This is a genomic window from Nocardioides montaniterrae (genome assembly GCF_054782655.1).
Map to the genome: position 1 here is coordinate 103,031 of NZ_BAAGSB010000003.1, position 11,953 is coordinate 114,983.

Here is an 11,953-nt window from a genome sequence, read left to right on the forward strand (position 1 = left end):
CTCGGGGTGCATAAGTGGAACGGCCTCGCTACTGTGGAGGTCAGGCGTGACCCACACCACGTTCACGCCCTGACCTGGTAACGCCCCACAAGGAGCACCACAGTGACCGTTCGCGTAGGCATCAACGGATTCGGCCGGATCGGCCGCAACTTCTTCCGCGCGGTTCGCGCCGGCGGATTCGACATCGAGATCGTCGGCGTCAACGACCTCAGTGACCCCGCGACGCTGGCCCACCTGCTCAAGTACGACTCGATCCTCGGTCGCCTCGACGCCGACGTGTCGGCGACGCCCGGCGGGCTGCTGGTCGGCGACCGGGAGATCACGGTCAGCGCCGAGCGCGACCCCGCCCACCTCAAGTGGGCCGACCTGGGCGTCGACGTCGTCATCGAGTCGACCGGCTTCTTCACCGACGGCCAGAAGGCGCGCGCCCACGTCGACGGTGGCGGAGCCAAGAAGGTGATCATCTCCGCGCCGGCCTCCAACGAGGACGCCACCATCGTGATGGGCGTCAACGAGGGCATCTACGACCCCGAGCTGCACACGGTCATCTCCAACGCCTCGTGCACCACCAACTGCCTGGCGCCGATGGCCAAGGCGCTCAACGACGCGATCGGCATCGAGAGCGGCCTGATGACCACCATCCACGCCTACACCGCCGACCAGAACCTCCAGGACAACATCCACAAGGACCTGCGACGTGCCCGCGCGGCCGCGCTCAACCTGGTCCCGACGTCGACCGGCGCGGCCAAGGCCATCGGCCTGGTCCTGCCCGAGCTCAAGGGCAAGCTCGACGGGTACGCCGTGCGCGTGCCGACGCCGACGGGCTCGATGACCGACCTGACGTTCCGCGCCTCGCGGGAGGTCTCGGTCGAGGAGGTCAACGAGGCGGTCCGCGCCGTGGCCGACGGCCGGATCCTGAAGTACTCGACGGCTCCGCTGGTCTCCTCCGACATCACCACCGATCCGGCCTCGTGCATCTTCGATGCGCCGCTGACGAAGGTGATCGGCGACCAGGTCAAGGTGGCCGGCTGGTACGACAACGAGTGGGGCTACTCCAACCGGCTCGCCGACCTCGTCGGGCACGTCGCCGCGGGCCTGACCGCCTGATCTCGACGTCAGCCTTGAGTGGCGCACCTCTGGCGCACCACTAGGCTGACCCGCGATGGCTACCTACAACGTTCTCGACGAAGAGTTCCTCGCCTCGGTCTCGGGCAAGCGGGTCCTGGTCCGTTCGGACCTGAACGTGCCGCTCGACGCCGGCACGATCACCGACGACGGTCGGATCCGGGCCAGCGTGCCGACGATCCAGGCCCTCGCCGGCGCCGGCGCGCGCGTGGTCGTGACCGCCCACCTGGGCCGCCCGACCGGTGAGCCCGACCCGCGCTACTCCCTCGCCCCGGTCGCGGCTCGCCTCGGCGAGCTGCTCGGCGCCGAGGTCGCGTTCGCGACCGACACGGTGGGGGAGTCGGCCAAGGCCGGCGTCGCCGGTCTGGCCGACGGACAGGTCGCCCTGCTGGAGAACGTCCGGTTCAACGCCGGCGAGACGTCGAAGGACGACGCCGTGCGCGGCGCCTTCGCCGACGAGCTGGCAGCCCTCGGGGACGCCTTCGTCTCCGACGGCTTCGGTGTCGTCCACCGCAAGCAGGCCTCCGTGTACGACGTCGCGCAGCGGCTCCCGCACGCCATGGGCAACCTGGTCGCGGCAGAGATCGACGTGCTCAAGCGCCTCACCGAGACGCCCGAGCGCCCGTACGCCGTCGTCCTCGGCGGCTCCAAGGTCTCCGACAAGCTCGGCGTCATCGACAACCTGCTCGGCAAGGCCGACAAGCTGCTGATCGGTGGCGGCATGGTGTTCACCTTCCTCAAGGCCCAGGGCCACGAGGTCGGCAAGAGCCTGCTCGAGGAGGACCAGATCCCGGTCTGCCTCGACTACCTGGCCCGCGCCGAGAAGACCGGCGTCGAGATCATCCTGCCGACCGACATCGTCGTGGCCGACTCGTTCGGCGACGAGGCCTCCGCCCGCGTCGTCGCGGCCTCCGAGATCCCGGCCGATGCGCTGGGCCTGGACATCGGCCCCGAGTCCGGCAAGGCGTTCGCCGCTGCGCTCGCCGATGCGCGGACGGTCTTCTGGAACGGCCCGATGGGCGTCTTCGAGCAGGCCGCGTTCGCCGAGGGCACGCGTGCCGTCGCCGAGGCGCTCACCAAGACCGCAGGACTCTCCGTCGTCGGCGGCGGCGACTCCGCGGCCGCCGTACGCACCCTCGGGTTCGACGAGGCGGCCTTCGGGCACATCTCCACCGGCGGTGGCGCCTCGCTGGAGTACCTGGAGGGCAAGGAGCTCCCCGGCATCACGGTGATGGAGTCCTGATGAGCAAGCGCACCCCGCTGATGGCGGGCAACTGGAAGATGAACCTCAACCACTTCGAGGCCGTCCACCTGGTCCAGAAGCTCGCGACCGTGCTGGCCGACAAGCGCCACGACTTCGCCAAGGCCGAGGTCGTGGTCGTCCCGCCGTTCACCGACATCCGTTCGGTGCAGACCACCGTCGACGGCGGCCGCACGGCCATCAAGTACGGCGCCCAGGACGTCTCCGCGCACGCCGAGGGGGCCTACACCGGCGAGATCTCGGCCGGCATGCTCGCCAAGCTCGGCTGCTCCTACGTCGTGGTCGGGCACTCCGAGCGCCGCCAGCTCCACGCCGAGACCGACGAGCTGGTCGCGGCCAAGGCCAAGGCGACCATCAAGGCCGGCATGACGCCGATCGTGTGCGTGGGCGAGGGCCTCGAGGTCCGCCAGGCCGGTGAGCACGTGCCGTTCACGATGGCGCAGGTCGAGGGCTCCCTCGCGGGCCTCACCGCCAAGCGGGTCGCCTCCCTCGTCATCGCCTACGAGCCCGTCTGGGCGATCGGCACCGGCGAGGTCGCCACCCCCGACGACGCGCAGGAGGTCTGCGCGGCCATCCGCGGGCAGGTCAGGGAGTCGTACGGCGACGAGACCGCCGACGCCGTACGCATCCTGTACGGCGGCTCGGTGAAGGCCAGCAACGTCGCCGGCATCATGGCGAAGGACGACGTCGACGGCTGCCTGGTCGGTGGCGCGAGCCTCCAGGCGGACGAGTTCGGCGGCATCTGCCGCTTCTACGACATGCCGGTCCTCGGCTGAGCACCTCGGTGCCCGCACCTCACGCGCCCTGACGTAGGATCCACCACGTGCTGTCGACGTTCCTCACCGTGCTGCTCATCATCAGCAGTGTTCTCATGATCATGCTGGTGCTGCTGCACAAGGGCCGTGGCGGCGGACTCTCGGACATGTTCGGTGGCGGCGTGTCGAGCTCCCTCGGTGGCTCGTCGGTCGCTGAGCGCAACCTCGACCGGTTCACGATCGGCATCGGCCTCATCTGGTTCGCGTGCGTCATCGCACTCGGCCTGCTGCTGGCCTACAAGTAAGTCAGAACTTCTCGACCGGTCCGCTCGTCCGCGGACCGGCCACAGCATGTAACGACAGGAGAGTCCCTTGGCCGGTGGAGGCAACGCGATCCGAGGTAGTCGGGTCGGCGCTGGACCGATGGGTGAGGCCGAGCGTGGCGAGGCCGCCCCGCGACAGACCGTCACGTACTTCTGCGGCAACGAGCACCGCACGGTGATCTCCTTCTCCGTCGAGGCTGTCGTCCCCGAGTCGTGGGACTGCCCCAAGTGCGGTCTCCCGGCCGGTCTCGACTCCGAGAACGCGCCGCCGCCGACGAAGATCGAGCCCTACAAGACCCACCTCGCCTACGTGAAGGAGCGTCGCTCCGACAAGGAGGCCGAGGTCATCCTCGACGACGCGATCAAGCTCCTCCGTTCCCGGCGCAAGTCGGGCGAGGTCGTCTTCTGAGGCATCTTTCGGGCCGGGTGGGCGTGAACAAGTAACACGCTGTTCTCCCGTCTCCCACGTCTTCCGAGACACTTCCACGCTGTTGTGACAGCGTGGAAGTGTTGTTTTTGGGGCGGCAGACCGACGGACAGCGTGTTACTTGATCGCCCGCCCGCCCCCGCAGAACCTCTCGTCGTACGTCACCTCGCGCACGACGTCCAGCCAGGCGGGGACGTCCTCGGGCAGAGCGGAGCCGCCGTCGACCTCGGCCACGATCGTGCCGTCGGGGAAGACGTCCACCGCCACCGTGGGGTCGACGGTCCGGTGGCGCACCTTGGTCAGTCGGCGACCGGGCAGGGTCGACAACAGCGCCCACTCCGCGTCGTCGAGGTAGAGCGTCGTGTGGGCGATCCGCGTGACGTCGCCGAGCCGGATCTTCTGACCCAGCTTGCGTACGACGACGCCGTCCTCGACGACCTCGCGCAGGCGCAGCCGGGTGCCGTCGACGTACAGGTCGCTGATCGTCATCGAGCCGGCCACGCTAGCCGGCAACGACCGCAGCAGGAAGCGTCGCTCGGACTCGAGGTGGGCGTACTTCAGGGAGACCTCCGCGGATTCCGCCCCCATGGTCAGGCCAGTCCGTGGATCGCGGCGAACGGGTCCCAGTCGGGGTCGGTGTGCAGCTCGAGCTCGATGAGATCGGCGATCCTGCGACCGGTGCCGTCGCCGGCGAGACGGTCGATGAGGGCCGCGGCCATGTCCATCCCGGCAGCGACACCGGAGGAGGTCCAGCGGTCCCCGTCCTCGACCCAGCGGGCCTGGGGCACCCACTCGATCGAGGTGCCGAGCGGAAGGACGAGGTCGAAGACCGCCTTGTTCGACGTCGCTCGGTGACCGTCGAGCAGGCCCGCGGCCGCGAGGACCGCGGCTCCGGTGCAGACCGAGGCGACGAGCTCGGCGCTCGCGCAGTAGCCGGTGAGCCAGTCGAGGAAGGCGGGATCGCGCAGCAGGGCACGGGTGCCGATGCCGCCAGGGACCAGCACGATGTCGGGCGCGGTCGCGTCGGCGTACGTGCGGTCGGGGACGACGGCCGCACCCTGCGCGCTGCGGACCGGGTCGGTCGACGGCGCGAGGTAGGTCAGGGACAGCCCGGGCACCTTGCTGAAGAGCTCGGCCGGTCCGAAGACGTCCAGGAGCTCGAAGCCCTCGAACAGCACGATCTCGATGCGGCGACCCACCATGCCTCCGAGACTAGGGCGTCCCGGGCGCGACGGGCTCCTCAGATCAGCGAGGCGGCCTGGCGGTCGACGAACCAGACCGTCTCGAGCCTGCCGCTGACACCACGTGCCGGGGTCTCGGTGACGGTGCCCTCGTCGGCCAGCGCACGGCGTACGGCGTCCGCCTTCCCCTCGCCCGTGACGACGAACCACACCGAGGCAGAGCGGTTGAGCGCGGGGAACGTGAGCGAGATGCGGTTGGGCGGCGGCTTGGGGGAGCCGGTGACGCCGACGGCGATCCCGTCGGCCTCCAGCTGCGGGAACCCCGGGAACAACGAGGCGACGTGGCCGTCGGGACCGACGCCCAGCATCGTCACCAGGAACTCGCCGGCCTCCGAGGTACGAAGCTCGGCGGCGTAGGCCTTCGCGGCCTCGTCGACCGAGCAGGACGACGACGTCGTCGGGGTGGCGTGGATGCGGTGGGCCGGGACGCCGAGCGGCTCCAGGAACGCCGCCATCGCCTGGCCGGCGTTGCGGTCGGGGTCGGCCGGGTCGACGTACCGGTCGTCGCCCCACCAGAAGTCCACGGCGCCCCAGTCGACCCCGGACTCGGGCGCGAGCCGGGCGACCTCGCGGTGGATGACGTCGGAGATGGTGCCGCCGGTCAGGCAGATGGCGGGCACGCTTCCCGCGGCCTGCGCGTCGGCGATGCGGCGGACCAGCTCTCCGGCCACGGTGGTGGCCAGGATCTGGGGGTCCGCCTGCACCTCGATCCGAGGCGCGGGCGCCGCGCTCATCGGTTCCCCCGGTGCCGGTGGTAGTAGTCGATCAGCTCGCGCGAGGAGGCGTCCTGCTCGGCGAGGGCAGCGGCGTCGCCGCCGATCGCGGGGATGATCTGCTTGGCCAGCTGCTTGCCGAGCTCGACGCCCCACTGGTCGAAGCTGTCGATGCCCCACACGACGCCCTGGGTGAACGTGATGTGCTCGTAGAGCGCGATCAGCTGGCCGAGGACGTACGGCGTCAGGTCCGGCGCCATGATCGACGTCGTCGGCCGGTTGCCCGGGAAGACGCGCGCCGCGACGATCGGCTCGGGCGTGCCCTCGGCGCGCACCTCTGCCGGCGTCTTGCCGAAGGCCAGCGCCTGCGTCTGCGCGAAGAAGTTGGCCAGGAAGAGCTCGTGGACGTCGGTGTCGCCGTCCTTGAGGGGGTACGCCGGGTTGGCGAACGCGATGAAGTCGGCCGGCACGAGGTGGGTGCCCTGGTGGATCAGCTGGTAGAACGCGTGCTGCCCGTTGGTGCCCGGCTCGCCCCAGAAGACCTCACCGGTGTGCGAGGTGACGGGGGAGCCGTCCCACCGGACCGACTTGCCGTTGGACTCCATCGTCAGCTGCTGGAGGTACGCCGGGAAGCGGTGCAGCAGCTGCGAGTAGGGGAGCACCGCATGCGTGGCGGCGTCCAGGAAGTCGACGTACCAGATGTTCAGCAGGCCCATCAGGGCCGGCACGTTGCGCTCGATCGGCGTGGTGCGGAAGTGCTCGTCCATGGCGTGCATGCCGCCGAGGAACTCGGCGAACCGGTCGTGGCCGATCGCGATCGCCAGCGAGGTGCCGATGGTGGAGTCGACGGAGTAGCGGCCGCCGACCCAGTCCCAGAAGCCGAACGCGTTGGCCGGGTCGATGCCGAACTCCTCGACCTTGTCCACCGCGGTCGAGACCGCCACGAAGTGGCGGGCCACGGCCTCGCGGTCCTCGCCCCGGAAGAGCCGGCGCGCACGCAGGTTCGACAGCAGCCACTCGCGGCACAGCCGCGCGTTGGTCAGCGTCTCGAGCGTGGAGAAGGTCTTGCTCGACACGACGAAGAGCGTCGACTCGGGGTCGAGGTCCTCGAGCTTGCGGGCCGCGTCGGTCGGGTCGATGTTGGAGATGAACCGGCACTCGAGGTCGCGGTGGCGGTAGGGCGCGAGCGCCTCGTAGGCCATCGCCGGCCCGAGGTCGGAGCCGCCGATGCCGATGTTGACCACGGTGCGGATGCGGCGACCCGTCACGCCCTTCCACTCACCGGAGCGGATCTCGGTGGCGAAGGAGTACATGTGCTCCAAGGACGCGTGCACGTCGGCGACCACGTTCTTGCCGTCGACCATCAGCGTGGCGTCGGCCGGCAGCCGCAGGGCGGTGTGGAGGACGGCGCGGTTCTCGGTGACGTTGATCCGCTCGCCGGCGAACATCGCATCGCGTCGCTCGGTCAGCCCGACCTGGTCGCCGAGGGCCACCAGCGAGTCCAGGATCTCCGGCGTGACCAGGCCCTTGGACAGGTCGACGTGCAGGTCGGCGGCGTCGAACGTCATCCGCTGCACCCGCTCCGGGTCGGCGGCGAACCAGCCGCGCAGGTCCGGGGCGAACCCGTCCGCGTGCTTGCTGAGGTCGTTCCAGGCAGCCGTGGTCGTCGCGTCGACCGGCGGCTGGTTGCTCACGACGCGGAGCCACCCATCTGCGTCCGGACCGTGTCGACGAGCTCGGTCCACGAGGCCTTGAACTTGTCGACGCCCTCGGTCTCCAGGACCGTGAAGACGTCGTCGAGGTCGACGCCGAGCCCGGCGATGGTGTCGAAGACCGCCCGGGCCTCCGCGCTCTTGCCGCTGACCGCGTCGCCGTTGTTGGTCGGCACCAGGTCGCCGTGGTCGGCGTACGCCTTGAGCGTCTTCTCGGGCATCGTGTTGACGGTGTCGGCGACGACGAGGTCGGTGACGTACATCGTGTCGGAGTACGCCGGGTTCTTCACCCCGGTCGAGGCCCACAACGGGCGCTGCGGGTTGGCGCCCTTGGCGGCGAGCGCCTGCCAGCGCTCGGAGGCGCAGACCTCCTCGAAGGCGGCGTAGGCCAGGCGCGCGTTGGCGACGGCGGCCTGACCACGGGCGGCGAGCGCCTCGGGGGTGCCGATCTTGTCGAGGCGGTCGTCGATCTCGGTGTCGACGCGGGACACGAAGAAGGAGGCGACCGACTGGATGGTGGCGAGGTCGATGCCCTTGGCGGCGGCCTGCTCGAGACCGGTCAGGTAGGCGTCCATCACCGCGCGGTGGCGCTCGACCGAGAAGATCAGGGTGACGTTGACCGAGATGCCCTCGGCGATGACCGCGGTGATGGCCGGGAGGCCCTCGAGCGTCGCCGGGATCTTGATCAAGGCGTTGGGGCGGTCGACCGCGGCCCACAGCGCCTTCGCCGAGGCGATGGTGGCGTCGGTGTCGTTGGCGAGCGTCGGCTCGACCTCGATCGAGACGCGACCGTCGGACTTCGTGGAGGCGGCGACCGGAGCGAGGATGTCGCAGGCATTGCGGACGTCCTCGGTGGTGAGCTCGAAGATGACCTCGTCCACGTCCTTGCCCGCCGCGACCAGCTCACGGACCTGGGCGTCGTAGCGCTCGCCGTTGCTGATCGCGCCCTGGAAGATCGTGGGGTTGGTCGTGACGCCCACGACCGAGCTGTTCGTGACGAGATCGGCGAGGTTGCCGGTCTCGATGCGCTCGCGCGACAGGTCGTCGAGCCAGATGGAAACTCCGGCGGCGCTGAGTTCCTTCAGCCGGTCACTCATGAGTCCTCCAAGATCGATCTCGATGGGTGTGATCCAGGTTACTGACCGGGGGTCAGGCCCTGGCGGCCGCCCCGATGCTGTCCTTGGCGGCGGCCACGACCGCCTCGGGGGTGAAGCCGAACTCGCGGAACAGGGTGGCCGCGTCGGCGCTGGCGCCGAAGTGGTCGATGCTGACCATGCGGCCGTTGTCGCCGACGTACTCGCGCCAGCCCTGCTTGACGCCTGCCTCCACGCTGACGCGCGCCTTGACGATCGGCGGGATCACCTCGTCGCGGTAGGCCTGGGTCTGCTCCTCGAACCACTCCACGCAGGGCATCGAGACGACGCGGGCGTTGATGCCCTCGTCCTTGAGCTGCTCGCGAGCCGTGACGGCGAGCTGGACCTCGGAGCCGGTGGCGATGAGCACGACGTCGGGCTGGCCGCCCTCGGCGTCGATGAGGACGTAGCCGCCCTTGGCGACGCCGTCGGTGCTCTTGAAGCCCTCGGTCGCACGGGGGAACGTCGGCAGGTTCTGCCGGCTGAGGATCAGCGCGTGCGGACGGTCGGACTTGGCGAGCGCCGCGCCCCAGGCGGCGGACGTCTCGTTGGCGTCGGCCGGCCGGATGACGTCGAGGCCGGGCATCGCGCGCAGCGCCGCGACGTGCTCGATCGGCTGGTGCGTCGGGCCGTCCTCGCCCAGACCGATGGAGTCGTGGGTCCAGACGTGGATGACCGGGGCGCCCATCAGGGCGCCGACGCGGACCGCGCCGCGCATGTAGTCGGAGAACTGCAGGAAGGTGCCGCCGAAGACGCGGGTGCCGCCGTGCAGGGCGATGCCGTTCATGATCGCGCCCATGGCGTGCTCGCGGATGCCGAAGTGGAGCACGCGGCCGTGCAGCGGGTCGGCGGTCCACTCGTGGGTCGAGCGGTCCTTGGGCAGGAACGACGGGGCACCCTTGATGGTGGTGTTGTTCGAGCCGGCGAGGTCGGCCGAGCCGCCCCAGAGCTCGGGCATCAGGTCGGCGATCGCGTTGATCACCTGACCGGAGGCGGCGCGGGTGGCGATGCCCTTCGCGTCGGCCTCGAAGGTCGGCAGCGCCTCGGCCAGGCCCTCGGGCAGCGCGCGCGCCTTCATCCGGTGGAGGAGCTGCTCGCGCTCGGGGTTCGCAGCCGCCCACTCGGCGTACTGCTGGTCCCAGGCGTCGCCGGCGGCCTTGCCGCGCTCGAGGAGGCCGCGCGTGTGCGCGAGCACCTCGTCGCTGACCTCGAACCGCTTCTCCGGGTCGAAGCCGAGGATCTTCTTGGTGGCGGCGACCTCGTCGTCACCGAGCGCGCTGCCGTGGGCGGCCTCGGTGTTCTGGGCGTGCGGCGCCGGCCACGCGATGACGGTGTGCAGGATGATCAGCGACGGCTTGTCGGTGACGTCGTCGGCCGCCTTGATCGCGGCGTGGAGCGCGGGGACGTCCTCGTGGTAGTCGCCGCCGGTGTAGGACTTGCCGCCGTCGGTCCAGTCGACCTGTTGGACGTGCCAGCCGTAGGCCTCGTAGCGCTTGGCGACGTCCTCGTTGAAGGCGATGTGGGTGTCGCCCTCGATCGAGATCCGGTTAGCGTCGTAGATGACGGTCAGGTTGCCGAGCTCCTGCGTGCCGGCGATCGAGGAGGCCTCGGACGAGACACCCTCCTCCAGGTCGCCGTCGGAGCACAGGACGTAGATGTTGTGGTCGAAGAGCGACTCACCGGTGGGGGCGTCCGGGTCGAGCAGGCCGCGCTCGCGGCGGGCCGCCATCGCCATGCCGACGGCGTTCGCGACGCCCTGGCCCAGGGGACCGGTGGTGACCTCGACGCCGGCGGTGTGGCCGACCTCGGGGTGGCCGGGGGTCTTGCTGCCCCAGGTGCGCAGTGCCTTGATGTCGTCGAGCTCGAGTCCGAAGCCGCCGAGGTAGAGCTGGTTGTAGAGCGTGATCGAGCTGTGGCCGCAGGAAAGGACGAACCGGTCGCGCGCGATCCAGTGCGGGTCGGCGGGGTCGTGTCGCATGACCTTCTGGAAGAGGAGGTACGCCGCCGGCGCCAGGCTCATGGCCGTACCGGGATGGCCGTTGCCGACCTTCTGCACGGCGTCCATCGCCAGCACGCGGGCGGTATCGACCGCCTTGTCGTCGAGTTCGGTCCAGTCCAGCTCCGGGATCATGGGTCCGAGCCTATCCAGGGACGTGTGTGATCCAACACCGCGCTCGGTGACGGAACCAGGGGTGAACGCGGCTACACTCCTGTGCCGTGACTGCTGTCGATCCCGCGCGCCCCGATCTGGGTGACCGTAGTGAGGTCGTCGGGGTCAACGGAGCCGTCGCCGATGACGAGCGTGCGACCGTCCGCGACGTCGTCATGGCGTACGTCGGGCTCACCAAGCCGCGCGTCATCGAGCTGCTCCTGCTCACGACCGTCCCGGTCATGTTCTTCGCCGCCCGCGGGGTGCCCTCGCTGGGCCTGGTCGTCGCCACCGTCATCGGCGGAACGCTTTCGGCCGGCTCCGCCTCGGTGTTCAACTGCGTCTACGACCGGGACATCGACGAGCAGATGCGGCGTACGCGCCGTCGCGCCCTGCCGCGCCACATCGTCACGCCCCGCGCCGCGCTGATCTTCGGCGCCGTGCTGGGTGTCCTCTCCACCCTGGCGCTCGGCTTCTGTGTGAACTGGCTCTCGGCCGGGCTCTCGGTCGGCGCGAACGCGTTCTACGTCTTCGTCTACACGATGCTGCTGAAGCGGCGTACGACCCAGAACATCGTCTGGGGCGGCATCGCCGGCTGCTTCCCGGCCCTCATCGGCTGGACCGCGGTCACCAACCACCTCGCCTGGGCGCCGGTCATCCTGTTCCTGGTCGTGTTCTTCTGGACGCCGCCGCACACCTGGGCGCTGGCGCTGCGCTACCGCGAGGACTACGCCAACGTCGACGTGCCGATGCTGCCCGTGGTGAAGTCCGCACGGAACGTCTCCGGCCAGATCGTCATCTACTCCTGGGTGATGGTCGCCGTCTCGCTGTCGCTGTGGCCCATCGCCTCGACGGGCTGGTTCTACCCGTCCGCGGCCGCCGTCCTCGGCGCCGTGTTCCTGGTCCAGGCCCACCGCATGTGGGGCCGCTCCCGCGGGACCGAGGAGCTGTCGGTGATCCAGCCGATGCACCTGTTCCACAGCAGCAACCTCTACCTCAGCCTGCTGTTCGTCGCCGTCGCGATCGACCCGCTGCTCAAATAGCCGAGACCGCCCTCCGTCGCACGCGAGATCGCTCTCTGTCGCGTCCGAGATCGCCCTCCGTCGTACCCGAG

General features: G+C 69.9%; 12 protein-coding genes. 6 read left to right on the plus strand and 6 right to left on the minus strand.

Annotated features, from left to right (window positions below):
- The first annotated feature begins 102 nt into the window (after positions 1–102).
- The 5 genes from gap to ACYVJ3_RS06685 all read left to right on the plus strand — a co-directional run bounded on the left by gap (position 103) and on the right by ACYVJ3_RS06685 (position 3,873).
- Complete coding sequence (gene gap, locus ACYVJ3_RS06665; RefSeq protein ID WP_460851872.1) at positions 103–1,107, plus strand: type I glyceraldehyde-3-phosphate dehydrogenase; 1,005 nt, start codon at positions 103–105, stop codon at positions 1,105–1,107.
- Between the two features lie 55 nt (positions 1,108–1,162).
- Positions 1,163–2,368 (plus strand): phosphoglycerate kinase, encoded by a 1,206-nt coding sequence (locus tag ACYVJ3_RS06670; RefSeq protein WP_460851873.1) that lies wholly within the window; start codon positions 1,163–1,165, stop codon positions 2,366–2,368.
- Positions 2,368–3,162: a triose-phosphate isomerase gene (gene tpiA / locus ACYVJ3_RS06675; RefSeq protein WP_460851874.1), complete on the plus strand. Its 795-nt coding sequence runs from the start codon at positions 2,368–2,370 to the stop codon at positions 3,160–3,162. The genes ACYVJ3_RS06670 and tpiA overlap by 1 nt, the downstream gene beginning before the upstream one ends.
- A 50-nt stretch (positions 3,163–3,212) precedes the next feature.
- Positions 3,213–3,446, plus strand: a complete 234-nt coding sequence (secG, locus tag ACYVJ3_RS06680; RefSeq protein WP_460852246.1) for a preprotein translocase subunit SecG — start codon at positions 3,213–3,215, stop codon at positions 3,444–3,446.
- 67 nt (positions 3,447–3,513) lie between these two features.
- Positions 3,514–3,873, plus strand: coding sequence for an RNA polymerase-binding protein RbpA (locus tag ACYVJ3_RS06685; RefSeq protein WP_460851876.1), 360 nt, complete (start codon positions 3,514–3,516; stop codon positions 3,871–3,873).
- 135 nt (positions 3,874–4,008) lie between these two features.
- Here ACYVJ3_RS06685 and ACYVJ3_RS06690 read toward each other — a convergent pair whose 3' ends face one another.
- From ACYVJ3_RS06690 to tkt, 6 genes are read right to left on the minus strand one after another with little or no spacing between them, the layout of a single operon-like run.
- Positions 4,009–4,479, minus strand: a complete 471-nt coding sequence (locus ACYVJ3_RS06690; protein WP_460851877.1) for a CYTH domain-containing protein — start codon at positions 4,477–4,479, stop codon at positions 4,009–4,011.
- Between the two features lie 2 nt (positions 4,480–4,481).
- Entirely contained in the window at positions 4,482–5,093 is a 612-nt protein-coding gene (locus ACYVJ3_RS06695) for a DJ-1/PfpI family protein (RefSeq protein WP_460851880.1), read from the minus strand.
- Positions 5,094–5,131: 38 nt separating this feature from the next.
- The gene (pgl, locus tag ACYVJ3_RS06700; RefSeq protein WP_460851881.1) at positions 5,132–5,866 is read right to left on the minus strand and encodes a 6-phosphogluconolactonase; all 735 of its coding nucleotides are present in this window, start codon (positions 5,864–5,866) and stop codon (positions 5,132–5,134) included.
- Positions 5,863–7,539 carry a glucose-6-phosphate isomerase gene (gene pgi, locus ACYVJ3_RS06705; protein WP_460851883.1) on the minus strand — a complete coding sequence of 559 codons (1,677 nt, stop codon included), beginning with the start codon at positions 7,537–7,539 and terminating at the stop codon, positions 5,863–5,865. Before pgi ends, pgl begins: the two co-directional genes overlap by 4 nt.
- A complete protein-coding gene (gene tal, locus ACYVJ3_RS06710; protein WP_460851885.1) occupies positions 7,536–8,654 on the minus strand; it encodes a transaldolase in 1,119 nt (372 codons plus the stop codon). The genes pgi and tal overlap by 4 nt, the downstream gene beginning before the upstream one ends.
- 52 nt (positions 8,655–8,706) lie before the next feature.
- Positions 8,707–10,821 (minus strand): transketolase, encoded by a 2,115-nt coding sequence (gene tkt, locus ACYVJ3_RS06715; RefSeq protein WP_460851886.1) that lies wholly within the window; start codon positions 10,819–10,821, stop codon positions 8,707–8,709.
- 116 nt (positions 10,822–10,937) lie between these two features.
- On the opposite strand from tkt, the gene ACYVJ3_RS06720 reads away from it, so the two are divergent.
- A complete protein-coding gene (locus tag ACYVJ3_RS06720) occupies positions 10,938–11,882 on the plus strand; it encodes a heme o synthase (protein ID WP_460852249.1) in 945 nt (314 codons plus the stop codon).
- Positions 11,883–11,953: the final 71 nt, after the last annotated feature.

What these genes read in the sequence shown, in the direction of transcription:
- ACYVJ3_RS06670 (WP_460851873.1), top strand. Translation starts at nt 1,163, where the DNA reads ATGGCTACCTACAACGTTCTCGACGAAGAGTTCCTCGCCTCGGTCTCG.
- tpiA (WP_460851874.1), top strand. Translation starts at nt 2,368, where the DNA reads ATGAGCAAGCGCACCCCGCTGATGGCGGGCAACTGGAAGATGAACCTC.
- ACYVJ3_RS06690 (WP_460851877.1), bottom strand. Translation starts at nt 4,479, where the DNA reads ATGGGGGCGGAATCCGCGGAGGTCTCCCTGAAGTACGCCCACCTCGAG.
- ACYVJ3_RS06695 (WP_460851880.1), bottom strand. Translation starts at nt 5,093, where the DNA reads ATGGTGGGTCGCCGCATCGAGATCGTGCTGTTCGAGGGCTTCGAGCTC.
- pgl (WP_460851881.1), bottom strand. Translation starts at nt 5,866, where the DNA reads ATGAGCGCGGCGCCCGCGCCTCGGATCGAGGTGCAGGCGGACCCCCAG.
- tal (WP_460851885.1), bottom strand. Translation starts at nt 8,654, where the DNA reads ATGAGTGACCGGCTGAAGGAACTCAGCGCCGCCGGAGTTTCCATCTGG.
- tkt (WP_460851886.1), bottom strand. Translation starts at nt 10,821, where the DNA reads ATGATCCCGGAGCTGGACTGGACCGAACTCGACGACAAGGCGGTCGAT.